We start from the raw sequence: 19,304 nt of genomic DNA, 5'->3' as shown, positions 1-19,304 counted from the left end.
GACAATCGTTCGGGCTGAGCGAAATCGAAGCCTGCGCCTGAGCGAAAACGAAGGCACCTCACTATGTTCGGTTGGGCCTTTCAACAGGCTCAAGGCGAACGGGGAAGAAGAATCGAAATATGGCCGACAAACCAACTCCTGATGCGTGGCAGGCGGCCGCGAGCAAGGAAGTCAAAGGCAAAGACCTGATCTGGCAGACGCCGGAGGGTATTGCCGTCAAGCCGCTCTACACGGCGGAAGATGTGACGGTCGATCCGGGGCTGCCCGGTTTCGCGCCCTTTACCCGTGGCGTGCGCGCAAGCATGTATGCGGGGCGGCCATGGACCATTCGGCAATATGCCGGCTTTTCGACCGCCGAGGAATCAAACGCCTTCTATCGCCGCAACCTGGCCGCCGGGCAGAAAGGGCTTTCGGTCGCGTTCGATCTGGCCACTCACCGGGGCTATGACAGCGACCATCCCCGCGTCGTGGGCGATGTGGGCAAGGCCGGTGTTGCTATCGATACCGTCGAGGACATGAAAATCCTGTTTGACGGTATTCCGCTCGACAAGATGTCGGTCAGCATGACGATGAATGGTGCGGTGATCCCGATCCTTGCCTTCTTCATCGTGGCGGGGGAGGAGCAGGGGGTTGATCGCAAGCTGCTCGACGGGACCATCCAGAACGACATCCTCAAGGAGTTCATGGTCCGCAACACCTACATCTATCCGCCCGAACCCAGCATGCGGATCATCAGCGATATCTTCGGCTACACGTCCCGCGAGATGCCTAAGTTCAACAGCATCTCTATCTCCGGCTATCACATGCAGGAGGCCGGCGCGACGCAGGTGCAGGAGCTGGCGTTCACCATCGCGGACGGACGCGAATATGTGAAGTATGGCGTCGCCTCGGGTCTCGACATCGACAAGTTCGCGGGGCGGCTGTCCTTCTTTTTCGCGATCGGCATGAACTTTTTCATGGAGATTGCGAAGCTGCGCGCGGCACGGGTACTTTGGCACCGGGTGATGACCAATCTGGGCGCGCAGGACGAGCGCAGCAAGATGCTGCGGACCCATTGCCAGACTTCGGGCGTGTCGCTGACGGAGCAGGACCCGTATAACAACGTCATCCGCACCACCATCGAGGCGATGGCCGCGATGCTCGGCGGCACCCAGTCGCTGCACACCAATGCGCTGGATGAAGCGATCGCACTGCCCACGGATTTCTCGGCCCGCATCGCGCGCAATACCCAGATCGTGATCCAGGAAGAGACCGGCATGTGCAATGTCGTCGATCCGCTGGGGGGCAGCTATTATATCGAGAGCCTGACGCAGGAACTTGTCGACAAGGCGTGGGAGATCATCGAGCGCGTGGACGCCGATGGCGGCATGGCGAAGGCCGTGGCGGCAGGCTGGCCCAAGGCGATGATCGAGGAAGCCGCCGCCGCGCGGCAGGCGCGGGTCGATCGTGGTGAGGACGTGATCGTCGGCGTCAACAAATATCGTCTCGCGGCCGAGGATGCGCTGGAAACGCTGGAAGTCGACAATGCGAAGGTGCGCGAAGGACAGGTCGCCCGGATCAACGCCGTCAAGGCATCGCGCGACGAGGCGGCCTGTCAGGCTGCGCTGGATGCCTTGCGCGAAGGGGCGAGGGGCAGCGGCAATCTGCTGGCGCTGGCCGTGGATGCCGCCCGTGCCCGCGCGACGCTGGGCGAAATCAGCGCGGCGATGGAAGATGTGTTCGGGCGCTATGGCACGGTGCCGACGCCGGTGAAGGGCGTCTATTCGGCACCCTATGACGGCGACGCGCGCTGGCAGCAGGTTCTGGATGGCGTTGCGGCTGTCGAGCGGCGGCTGGGTCGCAAGCCCAGACTGATGGTCGCCAAAATGGGGCAGGACGGACATGATCGCGGGGCGAATGTGATCGCGTCGGCCTTCGGCGACATGGGGTTCGATGTGGTATCCGGTCCGCTGTTCCAGACGCCCGAAGAAACCGTTGTTCTGGCGATCGAAAGCGGAGTCGATGTCGTCGGTGCGTCTTCCCTGGCGGCGGGGCACAAGACGCTGATCCCCGAGCTTATCCGCCTGCTGCGCGAACAGGGGCGCAACGACATCAAGGTGATCGCCGGCGGCGTGATCCCCCCGCAGGACTATGACTATCTGCGTGACGCGGGTGTGCAGGGGATTTATGGCCCCGGTTCCAATGTGGTCGAATGCGCCGCGGACGTGCTGCGCCTGCTCGGCCACAACATGCCCCCGCTGGAGGATGCCGCGTGACACTCTCGAACCTTCATCCGTTCGCCCTGAGCCAGTCGAAGGGCTACACTGAGCGAAGCGAAGTGCCTTCACTGCGCTCAGGCGAGGGCTTCGACAAGCTCAGCCCGAACGGAGGTGGCAAGTGACTGATATGGAAGCCCGCACCGACTGGACCCGCGCGGAAATCGCCGCGCTGTTCGACCTGCCGTTCAACGACCTGCTGTTCGAGGCGCAGACGGTCCATCGCGCGCATCATCCGCGTAACGCGGTGCAGCTTTCGACGCTGCTGTCGATCAAGACCGGCGGATGCGTGGAGGATTGCGGCTATTGCAATCAGTCGGTCCATGCCGAAACCGGCCTGAAGGCCACCAAGCTGATGGACCCGCGCGCCGTGCTTCAGGCGGCGGCGCAGGCGAAGGATGCCGGTTCCAGCCGATTCTGCATGGGCGCGGCGTGGCGCAGCCCCAAGGATCGCGACATGCCCGCCATCATCGAAATGGTGAAGGGCGTGCGGCAGATGGGCCTGGAAACCTGCATGACGCTGGGGATGCTGAACGAGGGGCAGGCGAAGCAGCTCGCCGATGCGGGCCTTGATTACTACAACCACAATATCGACACCGCGCCGGAGAATTACGCGAACGTCATCACGACGCGCACCTTTGAGGATCGCATCGAGACACTGGAAAATGTGCGCGGCGCGGGGATCAATGTGTGCAGCGGCGGCATCGTTGGCATGGGCGAGAAGCGGGAGGATCGTGTCGGCTTCCTCCATGCGCTCGCTACGATGCCGCATCCCGAAAGCGTGCCGATCAACGCGCTGGTGCCCGTCAAGGGCACGGTGCTGGGCGATATGCTGGCCGACACGCCGCTGGCGAAGATCGACGAGATCGAGTTTGTCCGCACCGTCGCAGTGGCACGGATCGTGATGCCGCTGTCGATGGTGCGCCTGAGCGCGGGGCGAGAGAGCATGAGCGAGGCCTGTCAGGCTTTGTGCTTCATGGCGGGCGCGAACAGCATCTTCACAGGCGATCGCCTGCTGACGACGGCCAATGCGGGGGACGACAAGGACGCGGCGTTGTTCGCGAAGCTGGGTGTCGTGCCGATGCAGGCGGCGGTTGAGGTAGCGGTAGAGATGGAGGCAGCGGAGTGACCAAGCCGCGTGCCAAGAAGATCGGACTCTTTGCGGTGCTCAGCATTGTCTATTGGCTGATTGCGATGTTTCTTATTCTGCTGGCTGGGATTGGTAGTTGCGGAATGGGGCCGGAGGCTCCGGCTGATTGCAATGGTATATGGCCTGCTATTACCGGCTTTTTGTCGCTTGTCATTTTTACGGGACTGACTGTTGCGTTTTTCAAGGCCCGGCTTTCGGGAGTAGATAAATGACGACAGGCCCGACCGTCCCTCGTCATGCTGAACTTGTTTCAGCATCCATCGCGCCTCCGGGAGCAGCGGCGCGTGGCGACGGATGGACCCTGAAACAAGTTCAGGGTGACGGTTGCAGCGGTGACATCTTGAAATGATTGTGTTGATAATAGCTGCTGCAACTGCTGCTGCAAATCCGGTTTGCGATGATCGTGGCGGAGATTTGCCCTCTGCGGAGTGCTGGAGCCGCGCTTTCAGGTCAGCCGATGTCGAACTAAATGCAGTGTGGCCCAAGGTCCGCGCCGCCGCGCGTGACGCTGACAAGTATTTTAAGCCGACACCTAGAAGAGATAAGCCGTCGGCGGAAAACGATCTGTTGAAAGCACAGCGGACGTGGCTGGCTTGGCGCGATGCTGAATGTGCCGCCCGCTCCGATTGGGCACAAGGTGGGTCGCTTCAGAATGTCATAGTCAGCCAGTGTGCTCACGATCTGACACGTGCCCGCATTGATCAGCTTCAACAACTTTTTAAAGATTTCACGGAGCCATAATGCCAATCAAAAAAATCCTCATCGCGAACCGGGGCGAGATTGCCTGTCGGGTCATCCGCACAGCAAAGAAAATGGGCATCGCCACCGTCGCGGTCTATTCGGATGCGGATGCGCGCAGTCCGCATGTGCTGATGGCGGATGAGGCAGTGCATCTTGGCCCGCCGCCTGCTGCGCAATCTTATCTGCTGGCCGACAAGATCATCGAAGCCTGCAAGGCGACGGGTGCCGATGCGGTGCATCCCGGCTACGGTTTCCTGTCCGAGCGGGAGAGTTTTCGGTTGGCGCTGGATGCGGAAGGCATCATCTTTGTGGGCCCGCCTGCCAATGCGATCGCGGCGATGGGGGACAAGATCGAGTCCAAGAAACTGGCGAAGGCCGCGGGCGTCAATGTCGTTCCCGGTTTCGTCGGCGTGATCGAAGATACCGAACATGCCGTGCGTATCTCGAACGAGATCGGCTATCCGGTGATGATGAAAGCGTCGGCGGGTGGCGGCGGCAAGGGGATGCGCCTTGCCTATAGCGAGCAGGATGTCCGCGAAGGATTCGAGGCGACCAAGCGCGAGGGGCTTGCCAGCTTCGGCGATGATCGCGTGTTCATCGAGAAATTCATCGAAAGCCCGCGCCATATCGAGATACAGGTGCTGGGCGACCAGCATGGCAATATCGTCTATCTGAACGAGCGCGAATGTTCGATCCAGCGGCGGCATCAGAAAGTCGTCGAGGAAGCGCCGTCGCCGTTCGTCAGCCCGGACATGCGGCGCAAGATGGGAGAGCAGGCGGTCGCCCTGGCCCGTGCGGTCGGCTATTTCAGCGCAGGCACGGTCGAACTGATCGTCTCCGGCGCGGACAAGACCGGCGACGGCTTCTACTTCCTGGAAATGAACACCCGGCTGCAGGTCGAGCATCCCGTGACCGAGCAGATTACCGGCCTTGATCTGGTCGAGCAGATGATCCGCGTCGCCAATGGCGAGCCGCTGGGGTTTACGCAGGATGACGTGAAGATCATCGGCTGGGCGGTGGAGAACCGCGTCTATGCGGAGGATCCCTATCGCGGTTTCCTGCCGTCGATCGGGCGGTTGTCGCGCTACACTCCCCCCGAAATCGTGGAGGGCGTGCGCGTCGACGATGGCGTGACCGAAGGCGGCGAAGTCTCGATGTTCTACGATCCGATGATCGCCAAGCTCGTCACTTATGCGCCGACCCGCATCGAGGCGATCGACAAGCAGATCGAGGCGCTCGATCGTTTCGAGATCGAGGGGCCGGGGCATAACATCGATTTCCTCTCGGCCATCATGCAGCATGAGCGGTTCCGCAGCGGGAACATCACCACAGGCTTCATCGCGGAGGAATATCCTGAAGGGTTTCAGGGTGCGCCTGCCTCATCCGAATTGCTGCGCCGTCTTGCCGCCATCGCTGCTTTTGCGGGCATGGCGCAGGCCGATCGCGCGCGGCGGATCGACGGGCAGCTTGGCCGCCGATTGAAGCCGCCGAGCGCATGGCAGGTGCGCCTTGGCGAGGCGCTGCACGATGTCACGATCGCGCTGGATGAAGTGACGGTCGATGGCGAGCCGATCGACATCGCGCTGGAATATACGCCGGGCGACCGGATCGTGGAGGCGGAGTTCGGCGACGAGACGCTCGCCGTGCGCATTGCGCCGGTGCGCGGTGGGTTCCGCCTCACGACGCACGGCGCGAGCCATGTCGCCCGCGTCTTGCCCGGCCATATCGCGCCGCTGGGCAAGCATATGATCGACAAGGTGCCGCCCGATCTGTCCCGCTTCCTCATCTGCCCCATGCCCGGGTTGCTGGTGTCGCTCAATGTGGCGGAAGGCGACAAGGTGGAGGCGGGGCAGCCTTTGGCCGTGATCGAAGCGATGAAGATGGAAAATATCCTGCGCGCCCAGAAAAGCGGAACGGTGAAGTCGGTATCGGCAAAGGCGGGGGACAGTCTGGCGGTCGACGCGATCATTCTGGAGATGGCATGACCGCGGTGCCGCATCTTGCCTCCGACAACGCCGCAGCCTAAACGCCCTGCGCGCCACCACGACGGACGGCCAGGCTCGGAGAATGACATGCGGATTGCGATGCTGGCGATGGTGGCACTGGCGGCTTTCGTCGCTACCCCGGTGCGTGCTGCACCCACGCAGGATGAGCAATTCTGGTTCCTCACGCTGGCGCAAGGCAGTGTAAAGGGCGATTTGCTGTATCTGCTCGAACTTCAGCCGCGCTTTGGGGGAGACGGTGCCGACGTCAATCAGATCATCCTGCGTCCGGCAGTCGGTGTGCGGCTCAATGACCGCCTCAGCATCTATCAGGGCTATGCTGCGGTACGCAGTCCGCGATCCGGCGGGCCGGACCTGAGGGAAGACCGGGCGTTTCAGCAGATCAACTGGGCAATAGGGCGCGTTGCCGGCGGCGCGTTCACATCCCGGACGCGTCTTGAACAGCGATGGCTGTCGAGCGGCGACGATCTGGGGTGGCGCGCGCGCGAAATGCTGCGCTATGCGCGTCCGCTCTCGGGCAAGCCAGGCAGCGTGGCGGCGCTTGTTTCGGTGGAGGCCTTTGTGGCGCTGAACGACACGGACTGGGGCGCACGCAGCGGCTTTGACCGGCTGCGCAGCTTTGCAGGCGTTGAAGTGCCGCTGTCGGGCAAGTCGACTGTCGAAATCGGCTATCTGAACCAATATGTGAACAACCGGGGGCGGCGCGACGGCATGAATCACGTGCTTGCGGTCAACCTGATGCTGAGGCCCTGACCCATGCATGTCAGCCATGATCCGACTGCCCCTGCCGAAGCGGACACCGATTTTGCGACCTTTCTGAAGGTGGATATCCGTATCGGCACGATCCTGTCGGTCGAACCCTTTCCCGAAGCGCGCAAGCCAGCGTTCAAGCTGCTCATCGATTTCGGCCCGGCCATCGGCACCCGGCGGAGCAGCGCGCAGATTACGGAGAATTATGCGGCAGACGCGCTGATCGGCCGTCAGGTGGCGGCCGTCATCAACTTTCCGCCGCGCCAGATCGGCAAGTTCATGTCGCAGGTACTCACGCTGGGCTTTCCTGATACGCAGGGCGCCGTCACCTTGTTTGCCCCGGACAAGCCGGTGCCCAATGGCGTCAGGCTGTTCTGACAGGTTGCAGCATCCGCCAAAAGCCGCCAAGACAAGCGACAACGCCTTGGTACAGAGGCCAGACGAGTGGGGACGAGATGGCAACTGCGGTGCAGGATTGTGAAGACTACCAACTGGATGTGAAGCGCGATCGACTGGTGATCGCGGCATCCTCGCTGGGAACCGTTTTCGAATGGTATGATTTCTTCATCTACGGCACGCTGGCGGCCATTATCGGGCGCACCTTCTTTCCGACTGACAACGCTTCGGTTGAGTTGCTCTATTCGCTGGCCGGCTTTGCGGTAGGCTTTGGTTTTCGTCCGCTCGGCGCGGTGCTCTTCGGCTATTTCGGGGACAGGCTGGGGCGCAAATACACGTTTCTCGCGACGATCACGCTGATGGGGATTGCGACCGCTGGGGTAGGGCTGGTGCCTTCGGCAGCGTCGATCGGTGCTGCCGCGCCCGTCATCCTCATTATCCTGCGTATCATGCAGGGGCTGGCGCTGGGTGGGGAATATGGCGGCGCGGCCATCTATGTCGCCGAACATGCACCGGTCGAGCGAAGGGGTTTCTACACCAGCTTCATTCAGGCCAGTGTCGTGGGCGGTTTTATCCTGTCGATCGTCGTCGTGCTGGGCACACAATGGCTGGTCGGTGCGGAGGCATGGGATGCCTGGGGCTGGCGCATTCCGTTTCTGTTTTCCCTGCTGCTGCTTGCCATATCCCTGTGGATACGGATGAAGCTCAACGAAAGCCCCGTCTTCAAGGCTATGAAAGCGGCAGGGGAATGCTCCCGCAATCCGCTGAAGGAGACATTCACCTATCCCGGCAATGGCAAGCGGCTGTTCGTCGCCCTGTTCGGCATCGCGGCGGGGCTGACGGTGATCTGGTACACCGCAATGTTCCAGGTCCTCTATTTTCTGCAGAACGCCTTGCGCGTGGAGCCGCAGACGGCGCAGATCCTGGTCGGCATCGGCGCGGCGAGCGGCCTGTTCTGGTTCCTGTATTTCGGTCATCTGTCGGACCGGTTCGGGCGCAAGAAGCCGATCGTCATCGGCTATGCCGCCACCTTGCTGTTGCTGTTCCCGATATTCCATCTGATCGGCGGCGCGGCCAATCCGGGCCTTGCGGAGGCCGCGCGCCGTGCGCCTGTGGTGGTGAGCGGACCCGATTGCGGCTATGATCCGTTTGCCAAGGTGCAGGCCACGCAATGCGCGCGGCTGCTCGACTATTTCTCCAAAAAGGGCGTCCATTATGACAAGGCCGTTGCGCCTGTAACCGCTGTCTCGATCGGCGGCGTCGTTCAGCCGGATACCCGGCCCGAAGTGCTCGACAGCCGACTGGCGGAAGCTGGCTACAACTTGGCCAAGGTCAAGCCGTCGCTTGCCGACTCGCTCAAGATATTGCTCGGCATATTGGCGCTTGGTGCCCTGTCCGGGGCGACATATGGCCCGGTGGCGGCGCTGCTTTCAGAGCTTTTCCCTGCGCGCATCCGCTATAGCTCGATGTCCATTCCCTATCATATCGGGACAGGCTATTTTGGCGGCTTTCTGCCGCTGGTCAGCCAATATATCGTTGCGCGGACGGGCGATCCCTATTCCGGCCTGTGGTACACGATCGTCGTCGTCGCGATGGCGCTGGTAGTCACGATGTGGGGTCTGCCCGAAACGCGCGGGGCAAGGCTCGACGCGAAGGACTGACCCGGCTATCGCCGGGCTATGGCCGTTCCTCCCGACTTTACGCCGCCGCTGCGCCTGATGCTGGACAGCGCCGCGCTGATCGCCAACTGGCGCTGGCTGGCCGCACAGAGCGGCAGCGCCGCATGCGGAGCCGCGATCAAGGCCAACGGATATGGACTGGGTGCGGCCGAGGTGATGCACCATTTGGCGACGGCCGGATGCCGGGACTTCTTCGTCGCCACCTGGGCAGAGGCGCAGGCGCTGATGCCGATGGCCAACGGACTGTCGCTTTCGGTGCTGCATGGCGTTCGGCATGAAGATGTGGCGATCGCGCTGGACGGAAGGGCGCGCCCGGTACTGTCCACGCCACAGCAGATTGCCCGTTGGCGCAATGCCGGTGGCGGTGCCTGCGATGTCATGATCGATACCGGCATGAACCGGCTGGGCCTCGACTGGCGGGACGACTGTGCCGCGCTGACGGCCGGGTTGCAGATCGATACGCTGATGAGCCATCTGGCCTGTGCGGACGAACCGCATCCGTTGAACGCTGTGCAGCGTGACCGCTTCGCGGTGTTGGTGGACAGGATCCCGGCCCAGAGATATAGCCTGGCCAACAGTGCCGGGATCGGCCATGGCATCGACTATCATTTCGATCTGACACGTCCCGGCCTCGCGCTCTATGGCGGTATCGCGCGTGCCGCTTATGCCGGCCATATCCGGCAGGTCGTGACGCCCCAGGCGCAGGTGCTTCAGCGTCGCACCGTGCAGGCAGGAGACGGGATCGGCTATAATGCGACCTTCACAGCGCCGAAGGATATGGATGTCGCCATCCTCAATATCGGCTATGCGGACGGCTATCTGCGCGGCTTTTCGGGCACCGGGGCGGTACGCGCAGGCGACCGGACACTCCCCGTCATCGGGCGCGTTTCCATGGACCTGCTGATCGGGGATGTGTCCGATGCCGCCGACGTCGGGGAGGGGGACTGGCTCGATATTCTCTATGACCTGCCGACCGCATCGGCCGCGTCGGGCCTGTCGCAGTATGAATTGCTCACCGGCCTTGGCGCGCGGTTCGAACGACGCTGGGTGTGAGGCAGAGGGGTGCGCTGACAACAGCGCGCCCCTCGTCAGTGCTTACCGCGCGATGCACATGGCGATGCCCATGCCGCCGCCGATGCAGAGCGTCACGAGGCCCTTTTTGGCATCGCGGCGGGCCATTTCGTAGAGCAAGGTCGTCAGCACCCGCGCACCCGAGGCACCGATCGGATGGCCGATGGCGATCGCGCCGCCGTTGACGTTCACCTTGTCGGCATCCCAGCCCAGTTCCTTGCCGACCGACAGCGCCTGGGCGGCAAAAGCCTCGTTCGCCTCGATCAGGTCCAGATCGCCGATCGACCAGCCTGCCTTTTCCAGCGCCTTGCGGCTTGCAGGGGCAGGACCGATGCCCATGATCGAGGGATCGACACCGCATGTGGCCCAGGAGGCGATCCGGCCGAGCACCGTTGCGCCGCGCTTGGTCGCTTCTTCCTCGGACATCAGCACGATCGCGGCTGCGCCGTCGTTCAGGCCGCTTGCATTGGCAGCCGTGACCGTGCCGTCCTTCTTGAAGGCCGGGCGAAGGCCCGCCATCGCCTCGATCGTCGCGCCGGTGCGGATATATTCATCCTGATCGACCACGGTGTCGCCCTTGCGGCCCTTAATGGTCACCGGTGCGATCTCATCGGTGAAGCGGCCCTCAGCCCGCGCCGCTTCCGCCTTGTTCTGGCTGGCCACGGCAAAGCGGTCCTGATCCTCGCGGGTGATCTGATATTTCTCCGCCAGATTTTCGGCGGTGATCCCCATATGATAGCCGTTGAACGCGTCCGTCAGGCCATCGTTGACCATCGTGTCGGTCAGGCTGATGTTGCCCATCTTCGTGCCGCCGCGCAGGAATTGGGCATGGCCGGACATCGACATGCTTTCCTGTCCGCCCGCAACCATGATCTTCGCGTCGCCGGTCTGGATCGCCTGTGCCGCCAGTGCGACGGCGCGCAGCCCAGATCCGCAGACCTGATTGACGCCGAATGCGGTGCGATCGACCGGGATGCCGGCATTGACGGCCGCCTGACGGGCGGGATTTTGTCCCTGGCCCGCCGTCAGAACCTGGCCCAGGATCACTTCGTCGACATCGTCCGGCGATACCCCGGCCTGCGCCAGCGCCGCCTCAATCGCGATGCGGCCAAGCTCGTGTGCCGGAAGTGATGCGAAGGCACCCAGGAAACTGCCGACAGGTGTACGCTTGGCGGCAGTGATGACGATGTTGGTCATGGGACAGTCTCCAGTCAGGCGGATCGTGCTGCGCGCTCTACCATCAGCCCCCGTGGTTGAACAGCCATTGCGAGAGCGGCCGCCACAGCAATTCGGGCGCGCGACGGCTGACGATCATGCCGACATGACCAAGGTCGCGCGTCCAGCGTTCGGCAAGAGGCGGCGCTGTTCCGGCGGGGACGATATGGTCGTTGGTCGATGCAATCGACAGCGTGGGGATGCCGGGCAGCGCCGGATTGACCGGGCGATCGCCGACGATCCAACGGCCTTGTCCGGTGACATTCTCACCATAGAGATGCGCGAACAGATCACGCCCTGCCGCAAGGGTCAGGGGCGGCCCGGCATTGGCCCAGTCTTCCACGGCGAGAAACGCCGCCATGGCGTCCCCATCATCGGCAAGGTCGGCGAAGTCGGCATATTTGGCGATCGTCCGCGCCGGATCGAGCTTCCAGAATCCCGACTGGAGCACTTCCATCGGTACATAGCCGAGGCGTTCGCACATCGGCCTCGCCTGCGCCCATAGTCCGCCGATGGCATCACGATTCTGCTGCGGCAGCGCATCAAAATCCCAGGGCGCGGCAATCGTCGCCATGGCCCGCACCGGGTGCAGGCAGGCGGCCGCAAGCGCCAATGTGCCGCCCAGGCAATAGCCGACAAGAACCGGGGGCGAAGGATGCCGGATCTGCGCGATCAGCGGCAACAGTCGTGCCGTCACATGCCAGGCAAGGTCGCCATCGCTATCCTTTCCTGACGGGTCTGTGGCGGAAGGGCACCCCCAATCGACCAGCAGGACGCCGTGACCCTGCGCCGCCATCCACCGCATCATCGACGCATGCTCCGACAGGTCGAGCACATCGGGCGGGTTGATGAGCGACGGCACGAAGACGACCGGCGCGCGATCGGCCGACAAAACTGGCCCATATTGCAACAGCCGCGCCGATCCTGCCTGTGCGACGACTTGCGCAGGGAGAGGAGGCGCAGGCCGTTCCACCGTCTGATATCGCTGCAATCCGGCCAGTGCGCGCGTGCGCAGCAAAGGATCATGCTGCGTTTGCTCCATCAATATCGCAAGAAACAATGGCAGCGGTCTCGGCCCATGTTGCGGTGCGGCAACTTTTGGTGCTATTGCAGCATCTTCTCGGGATGGAGCATTTTTCATGGCTAAATCGAAAGCGGCCGGTGAGTCGGAAACGGTCATCATAAAGAAATATGCCAACCGGCGGCTCTATAATACCGAAACATCGAGCTACATCACGCTGGACCTGTTGTCGCAGATGACGCGCGAGGGGCGCGAGTTCGTGGTGCTCGATGCGAAGACGAACGAGGACATCACGCACAATGTTCTGACGCAAATCATCATGGACGAGGAACAGCGCGGCAAGAACATGCTGCCCGTCAACTTCCTGCGCCAGTTGATTTCCATGTATGGCGATTCCATGCAGTCGATGGTGCCGCAATATCTCGAAGCGTCGATGGAGGCATTTCGCAAGAACCAGAAGCAGTTTCAGGATGCCATGCAAGGCGCCTTTGCCGGTGGCCCGCTGGCCGAGATCGCCAAGCGCAACCTGGAAATGTTCGAGGCGGCGACGGCGGCTTTCAAGACGAAGGGGATGCCTGGTTTCGACATGCCGACGGTTGCAACCCCTGCGCCGCCGGCCGATTCCGCGGAGAAGGACGACGAGATCGCGCAACTGAAAGCGCAGCTTGCTTCGCTCAACGCCAAGATCGAGAAGCTGGCGCCGTAAGCTGCGTCGCCGATCGTCGAGCGGAAAAGGGCTGCCGCATGGCGGCCCTTTGCTTTTGTGGCGACGCAACCGTCTCGACTTCGGCCGTATCCTTGCTCTATGGCCGCAACTCCATTTCAGATCAGGCCCGTCATGACCATCAAGCACGCCCTTCCCGTAACCCGCGATCAGGATTTCGCCGCCTGGTATCAGGCGGTCATCAGCGAAGCGGACCTTGCCGAGGAATCGGGGGTGCGCGGCTGCATGGTCATCCGCCCGTGGGGCTATGGGATATGGGAGCGGATACAGGCGCTGCTCGATGCGGAGATCAAGCGCACGGGGCATGAGAACTGCTATTTCCCGCTGTTCATTCCCTTGAGCTATTTCGAGAAGGAGGCCGAGCATGTCGATGGCTTTGCCAAGGAAATGGCGGTCGTCACGCATCACCGGTTGATCCAGCAGGACGGGCGGCTGGTGCCCGATCCCGACGCGAAGCTGGAGGAGCCGCTGGTCGTGCGGCCGACATCCGAAACGGTGATCGGTGCTGCCTTTTCCCGCTGGGTTCAGAGCTGGCGCGACCTGCCCGTCCTCATCAACCAGTGGGCCAATGTCGTGCGCTGGGAAATGCGGACGCGGATGTTCCTGCGCACCAGCGAGTTTCTGTGGCAGGAAGGGCATACCGCGCATGCCACCGAGGCGGAGGCGCGCGAAGAGACCCTCAAAATGCTGGAAGTGTATCGCGCCTTTGCCGAGGACTGTCTGGCGCTGCCGGTGATTGCGGGGGAAAAGCCCGAGAACGAACGCTTCCCCGGCGCCGTCGCGACCTACTCGATCGAGGCGATGATGCAGGACGGCAAGGCGTTGCAGGCCGGGACTTCGCATTTTCTGGGCACGACATTCTCGTCTGCGCAGAACATCCGTTTCCAGAACAGCGAAGGCGTTCAGGAACTGGCGCAGACGACAAGCTGGGGCGTGTCCACGCGGATGATCGGCGGCGTCATCATGGTGCATGGTGATGACGACGGGCTGCGTGTGCCGCCGCGCATCGCCCCCCACCAGATCGTCATCGTGCCGATGCTGCGCGACGGGCCGGAGGATGCGGCTGTTCTTGAATATTGCGCAGAATTGCTGGGCGCGTTGCAGGCACTGAACGCCTTTCGAGAGCCGGTGCGGGTGCTGCTCGATCGTCGCCCGGCCAAGGCGGCGATCAAGCGATGGGGCTGGGTCAAGAAAGGCGCGCCGATCATCGTCGAAGTGGGCGGACGCGATGTCGCCGGTGGCAATGTCTCCGTGCTGCGCCGCGACCGGCTGTACAAGGCGGACGGCAAGCTGGACAGCGCCATCCTTTCCAAAGCGGATTTCATATCCAGCGCGGCCGACATGCTGACCGATATTCAAGCGACCCTCCATGCCGAGGCGACGGGGCGGCTGCATGGCAATATCGACCGCAGCATTGCCAGTATCGATGCGCTGAAGGCCCATTTCGCAGCCAGCGCGAAGCCGGGCTGGGCCGAAGTATCGTGGAGCAAACCGACCGGCGATGCGCTTGAAAAGGTCGTGCAGTGGCTCAAGAGCGAGAAGCTGACGTTGCGCAACGTGCCGCTGGATGCTGCGCCTGCCGAAGGTGCCTGCATCTTTACCGGCGAACCGGCGGTAGAACGCGTGCTGGTCGGGCGATCCTACTGAGGCAAAAACGGTAAAGCTCAACACGCGGTTTGCACGCAGAATGTTGATGTCTGCGGGCAAGGTGCCGTGGCGTGCCGCGCGGCGTGAAGTTGCGGAAGTTGCGGCGTTGAAAAGCGGAGAAAAGCTGGAGTTTGTAAAATCCGGTGGCGTGGGTGTGAGGCGCGGGGCAGACATGCTTTGCATGCCCTCGGCATAGCGGATGGCGGCTTCTGTAGGACAGGATAGGCCGACGGCCCAATTCCCGATCCCCCGTCATCCTGACGAAGGTCAGTATCCATTGCTGCTCAGGTATGACGCATCCGCCTATAAGGGGCAAAGGCGATTATCCCCTTCGAGGATGGAGGTTTGTTCCCCTGCGAAAGCAGGGGTCCAGAGCACCAAATGCTATCCCGTGCGCTCCTGGACCCCCGCTTTCGTGGGGGAACGGTATCTTATTTGCTGGAAGGGCATAGCTACAGAGAGCCAATGGATGCTAACTTTCGTCAGCATGACGGGGGCTGGTCGGTGTATCCGGGGGTTCAGCCCCGCCGCGCAGCCAGACCGTTTGCCGCAGACAGGACCGCCTGCACCGAGGCCGTCGCCACGTCGGCATCCATGCCGACGCCAAAGACGGTGATCCCGTCCGGCGTGCGGCATTCGACATAGGCGGCGGCATTGACGTTCGAGCCTGCACCGATGGCGTGTTCGTTATAATCGACCACGTCCATTTCTATCCCCAGCTCATCCCGCAACGCGGCGAGCACCCCGGAGATAAGCCCGTTGCCGCGCCCCGATATGCTGCGTTCGCCGCCTTCATGTGTGATCTTGCCGACGAAGATCCGGTCGCCGCTGGCGCCGGTCTCATGATAGTCGAGCAGTTTGTAAGGCTGATCCGAGCCGAGCGCATAATGGCGTTCGAACGCCTGCCAGATATCGGCGGCTACCAGTTCGCGACTGGTCTGGTCGGCCACATCCTGCACCACGCGACTGAAATCGGCCTGCATTCTCTTGGGAAGCTTCAGGCCCTTGTCCTGCTGCAAGACCCAGGCGACCCCGCCCTTGCCCGACTGCGAATTGACGCGGATGACTGCTTCGTAGCTGCGGCCCAGGTCCGCCGGGTCGATCGGCAGATAGGGAACGTCCCAAAGATCGTCGTTGCGGATTTCCTGCGCAGCGAAGCCCTTCTTGATCGCATCCTGATGGCTGCCGGAAAAGGCCGTGAACACCAGTTCTCCGGCATAGGGATGGCGGGGATGGACAGGCAACTGATTGCAATATTCGACCGTCTGGATGATCTCGTCGATATCCGAAAAGTCTATGCCCGGCGGCACGCCCTGCGTGTAGAGATTGAGGCCGAGCGTCACCAGATCGACATTGCCGGTCCGCTCGCCATTGCCGAAAAGACAGCCTTCGACGCGATCGGCACCGGCCATCAGCCCCAGTTCGGCGGCGGCGACGCCTGTGCCGCGATCATTGTGCGGGTGCAGCGACAGCAGCACGTGATCGCGCTTCGATATATGCTTGCCCATCCATTCGATCTGGTCGGCGTAGACATTGGGGGTGGCGGCCTCCACCGTGGCGGGCAGATTGAGGATCAGTGGCTTTTCCGCTGTCGGCTGCAATATCGCCATCACCGCCTCGCAGCATTCCAGACTGAAATCCAGTTCGGCGGTGGAGAAGGTTTCCGGGCTATATTCGAAACGCCAGTCCGTATCCGGCTGCTTCGCCGCTTCGTCGCGTAATATCTTTGCCGCATCGATCGCGATCTGCTTCACCTCGCTGCGGTCCATGCCGAAGACGATGCGGCGCCATGCGGGGGAGACGGCGTTGTAGACATGGACGATCGCCGTCTTTGCGCCGCGCAGGCTCTCGAAGCTTTTTTCGATGAGGTCGCGGCGCGCCTGCGTGAGCACTTGTATCGTGACGTCGTCGGGAATGGCGCCGGACTGGACCAGGCCGCTGATGAAATCGAACTCGGTCGCCCCGGCCGACGGGAAACCGACTTCGATTTCCTTGACGCCGATCCGCACGAGCAGATCGAAGAACCGCTGCTTCTTTTCGGCATTCATGGGATCGATCAGGGCCTGATTGCCGTCCCGCAGATCGGTGGAGAGCCAGCGCGGCGCGCGGGTGATGGTACGGGTCGGCCACTGGCGGTCGGGCAGATCGACTTGGGGAAAGGGGCGGTATTTCGTCGAAGGATCGGTCAGCATCATGGGAATGGCATTCCTGCGGGCGGACGATGCACGGCACGAAAAGGCGCTTGGCGTCCGGGGGTTCACGATTGTCTGCGAATAGCCCTTAGGCGAAATGTGCCACCGCGCAAGGCAGCACCAAGGTCACGCCTAAGGGCGTGTAAGTCGTAGCGTGAGGGCAAGGCTGCGCTGCATAGGTTCCCCATAACGGCATTTGTGACGCGCCGTAAAGGGGGAGGGGGCAATTTTGTGTTTTTCGATCCTCCCCTGAAGGGGGAGGGGGACCGCCCGCAAAGCGGGTGGTGGAGGGGCGTCACCCTATCGCAACGGTGACACTCCTCCGTCAGTGCTGCGCACTGCCACCTCCCCTTGCAGGGGAGGAATCACCGCCTTACTTCTCGAATGCGGCGACGATTTTTAGTTCGACTTCGTCGCTCACCATCGGGGCATATTTACCGAGGCCGAAATCGCTGCGCTTGATGACGCCGGTGGCCGCGAAGCCGACGGTTTCCTTCTTCTGCATCGACATGCCTGCGCCGACGAACTTCGCGTCCAGGGTGATCGACTTGGTGACGCCATGCAGCGTCAGATCGCCGGTAATGTCGGCGGTCGTCCCGTCGACCTTGATGCCTGTCGCAACGAACTTGGCAGTCGGGAACTTGGCGAAGTCAAAGAAGTCCGCCGATGCCAGATGCTCCTGGAACTTGGGGATGCCGGTTTGCAGGGTCGCGATGGGGATATCGACGGTCAGCTTGGATGTTTCGGGCGCCCTCGGGTCCAGCACCAGAGAGCCGGTGAAACCGCTGATGATACCGGCGTTCGAGGTGAAACCCAGATGGTCATAGGCGAACACGGCCTGCGTATGGTTGCCGTCAATCGTGTAGGTGCCGGCGGTAACGCGGGCGGGATCGGGCTGGCCGGGGCGCTGCGCCGCTGCATTCTGCGCCGTAACCGGTGCAAGGGCGAGGGGGGACAAGGCGAGCAAGCCGAGCGCGAGCGCGGCGGGGGCGAGATAACGACGCATGAGGCAGTCTCCTCCAGAAGAAACGGGGCGCTGCCAACATAAGCAGCGCCCCGCCATCATTCCAGTTGCAAATCGAAAGGGACGTGCAACTTATCGTTTCCGGGTGGATGCGTCTTTGCGTGTGATCCTGAAACAGGTTGGCAGCCATAGCTTTTCGGCAAGCAAGCTACCGTTCCCCCGCGGAAGCGGGGGTCCAGGTCCGCACGGTACAGCATTTGACGCCCTGGACCCCTGCTTTCGCAGGGGAACAAGACATGCATGCGCGAATGGCATAATCGCCAGACACGTTCAGGATGACCATTCGAAGCCCAAGGGCTACGAATGGTCAGTTCTTGTCCTTGTCCACCAGCTTGTTCGCGCCGATCCAGGGCATCATCGCGCGCAACTGGACACCGGTCTGCTCGATCGGATGGGCGGCGGCGAGCTTGCGGCTGGCCTTCAGTTCCGGCTGACCGGCGCGGTTGTCGAGGATGAAGCGTTTGACGAAGCGACCCGACTGGATATCCTCCAGCACGCGCTTCATTTCCTTCTTCGTCGCATCGGTGATGATGCGCGGGCCGGTGTGGATGTCGCCATATTCCGCGGTATTGCTGATCGAATAGCGCATGTTGGCGATGCCGCCTTCATACATCAGATCGACGATCAGCTTCACTTCGTGAAGACATTCGAAATAGGCCATTTCCGGGGCATAGCCGGCTTCGGTCAGCGTTTCGAACCCGGCCTGGATCAGATGGGTGAGGCCGCCGCAGAGCACCGCCTGCTCGCCGAACAGATCGGTTTCGCATTCCTCGCGGAACGTCGTTTCGATGATCCCCGAACGACCGCCGCCGACGGCCGACGCATAGGAAAGCGCCACATCCTGCGCATTGCCGGTCGCGTCCTGCGCGATGGCGATGAGGCAGGGGACGCCGCCGCCGCGGACATATTCGGAGCGGACCGTGTGGCCCGGCCCCTTGGGCGCGATCATGAAGACGTCAAGATCAGCGCGCGGCTCGATCAGCCCGAAATGGACATTGAGGCCATGTGCGAAGGCCAGCGCCGCGCCCTGCTTCATGTTGACATGCAGATCATCGGCGTAGAGCGCGGCCTGATGTTCGTCGGGCGCCAGGATCATGACGATGTCAGCCCATTTCGCCGCTTCGGCATTGCTCAGCACCTTGAAGCCCGCGCCTTCCGCCTTCTTCGCGGTCGCGCTGCCCGGACGCAGGGCAATGGCGACGTCGGCGACGCCGCTGTCGCGCAGGTTCTGCGCATGCGCATGCCCCTGGCTGCCATAGCCGACGATGGCGATCTTCTTGCCCTTGATGATGCCCAGGTCGGCATCCCGATCATAATAGACGCGCATGATAGTTTCCGTTTCCCAATTGCAGTTCAAACTTTTCCTCCCCCGCGACAGGGGGAGGATACGAAATCTTGGTCTGGCGGAGCCAGGCCTAGATGAAGTTGGAGAGAGG

General features: G+C 62.3%; 16 protein-coding genes. 11 read left to right on the top strand and 5 right to left on the bottom strand.

Annotated features, from left to right (window positions below; genetic code table 11):
* Positions 1-119 precede the first annotated feature (119 nt).
* The 9 genes from scpA (at position 120) to alr (ending at position 10,027) form a co-directional block, all read left to right on the top strand.
* Positions 120-2,255 carry a methylmalonyl-CoA mutase gene (scpA, locus tag ENE74_RS09985; protein ID WP_127690798.1) on the top strand — a complete coding sequence of 712 codons (2,136 nt, stop codon included), beginning with the start codon at positions 120-122 and terminating at the stop codon, positions 2,253-2,255.
* Between the two features lie 130 nt (positions 2,256-2,385).
* Positions 2,386-3,384: a biotin synthase BioB gene (gene bioB / locus ENE74_RS09980; RefSeq protein WP_127691162.1), complete on the top strand. Its 999-nt coding sequence runs from the start codon at positions 2,386-2,388 to the stop codon at positions 3,382-3,384.
* Positions 3,381-3,617, top strand: a complete 237-nt coding sequence (locus ENE74_RS09975; RefSeq protein ID WP_127690797.1) for a hypothetical protein — start codon at positions 3,381-3,383, stop codon at positions 3,615-3,617. Before bioB ends, ENE74_RS09975 begins: the two co-directional genes overlap by 4 nt.
* A 133-nt stretch (positions 3,618-3,750) precedes the next feature.
* Positions 3,751-4,146 (top strand): lysozyme inhibitor LprI family protein, encoded by a 396-nt coding sequence (locus tag ENE74_RS18720; protein WP_127690796.1) that lies wholly within the window; start codon positions 3,751-3,753, stop codon positions 4,144-4,146.
* A complete protein-coding gene (locus ENE74_RS09965) occupies positions 4,146-6,131 on the top strand; it encodes an acetyl-CoA carboxylase biotin carboxylase subunit (protein ID WP_127690795.1) in 1,986 nt (661 codons plus the stop codon). Before ENE74_RS18720 ends, ENE74_RS09965 begins: the two co-directional genes overlap by 1 nt.
* 87 nt (positions 6,132-6,218) lie before the next feature.
* Complete coding sequence (locus ENE74_RS09960) at positions 6,219-6,902, top strand: DUF2490 domain-containing protein (RefSeq protein WP_127690794.1); 684 nt, start codon at positions 6,219-6,221, stop codon at positions 6,900-6,902.
* A gap of 3 nt (positions 6,903-6,905) precedes the next feature.
* Positions 6,906-7,277: a tRNA-binding protein gene (locus ENE74_RS09955; RefSeq protein ID WP_127690793.1), complete on the top strand. Its 372-nt coding sequence runs from the start codon at positions 6,906-6,908 to the stop codon at positions 7,275-7,277.
* A gap of 77 nt (positions 7,278-7,354) precedes the next feature.
* Positions 7,355-8,956, top strand: coding sequence for an MFS transporter (locus tag ENE74_RS09950; RefSeq protein WP_127690792.1), 1,602 nt, complete (start codon positions 7,355-7,357; stop codon positions 8,954-8,956).
* Positions 8,957-8,974: 18 nt separating this feature from the next.
* Positions 8,975-10,027 (top strand): alanine racemase, encoded by a 1,053-nt coding sequence (gene alr, locus ENE74_RS09945; RefSeq protein ID WP_127690791.1) that lies wholly within the window; start codon positions 8,975-8,977, stop codon positions 10,025-10,027.
* A gap of 42 nt (positions 10,028-10,069) precedes the next feature.
* Here the strand turns inward: alr and ENE74_RS09940 are convergent, their stop codons facing one another.
* Both ENE74_RS09940 and ENE74_RS09935 read right to left on the bottom strand, forming a co-directional pair.
* Complete coding sequence (locus ENE74_RS09940; RefSeq protein ID WP_127690790.1) at positions 10,070-11,242, bottom strand: acetyl-CoA C-acetyltransferase; 1,173 nt, start codon at positions 11,240-11,242, stop codon at positions 10,070-10,072.
* Positions 11,243-11,285: 43 nt separating this feature from the next.
* Positions 11,286-12,302, bottom strand: coding sequence for an alpha/beta fold hydrolase (locus ENE74_RS09935; RefSeq protein WP_241241934.1), 1,017 nt, complete (start codon positions 12,300-12,302; stop codon positions 11,286-11,288).
* 97 nt (positions 12,303-12,399) lie between these two features.
* On the opposite strand from ENE74_RS09935, the gene phaR reads away from it, so the two are divergent.
* Both phaR and ENE74_RS09925 read left to right on the top strand, forming a co-directional pair.
* Positions 12,400-12,987 (top strand): polyhydroxyalkanoate synthesis repressor PhaR, encoded by a 588-nt coding sequence (phaR, locus tag ENE74_RS09930; RefSeq protein WP_127690788.1) that lies wholly within the window; start codon positions 12,400-12,402, stop codon positions 12,985-12,987.
* A gap of 138 nt (positions 12,988-13,125) precedes the next feature.
* Complete coding sequence (locus tag ENE74_RS09925) at positions 13,126-14,652, top strand: aminoacyl--tRNA ligase-related protein (protein WP_127691161.1); 1,527 nt, start codon at positions 13,126-13,128, stop codon at positions 14,650-14,652.
* Positions 14,653-15,170: 518 nt separating this feature from the next.
* On the opposite strand, the gene leuA is transcribed toward ENE74_RS09925, so the two are convergent.
* From leuA to ilvC, 3 genes are all read right to left on the bottom strand, one after another.
* Positions 15,171-16,847, bottom strand: coding sequence for a 2-isopropylmalate synthase (leuA, locus tag ENE74_RS09920; protein ID WP_127690787.1), 1,677 nt, complete (start codon positions 16,845-16,847; stop codon positions 15,171-15,173).
* 370 nt (positions 16,848-17,217) lie between these two features.
* The gene (locus tag ENE74_RS09915) at positions 17,218-17,850 is read right to left on the bottom strand and encodes a YceI family protein (protein ID WP_127690786.1); all 633 of its coding nucleotides are present in this window, start codon (positions 17,848-17,850) and stop codon (positions 17,218-17,220) included.
* A 325-nt stretch (positions 17,851-18,175) separates the two neighbouring features.
* A complete protein-coding gene (ilvC, locus tag ENE74_RS09910; protein ID WP_127690785.1) occupies positions 18,176-19,195 on the bottom strand; it encodes a ketol-acid reductoisomerase in 1,020 nt (339 codons plus the stop codon).
* Between the last annotated feature and the right edge of the window lie 109 nt (positions 19,196-19,304).

Origin of the sequence: Sphingobium algorifonticola, assembly GCF_004005485.1 — a bacterium.
In the GTDB taxonomy this organism is placed as follows: domain Bacteria; phylum Pseudomonadota; class Alphaproteobacteria; order Sphingomonadales; family Sphingomonadaceae; genus Sphingobium; species Sphingobium algorifonticola.
The sequence above is the reverse complement of the archived record's forward strand: the minus strand, read 5'-3'. Positions and strand labels throughout refer to the sequence as shown.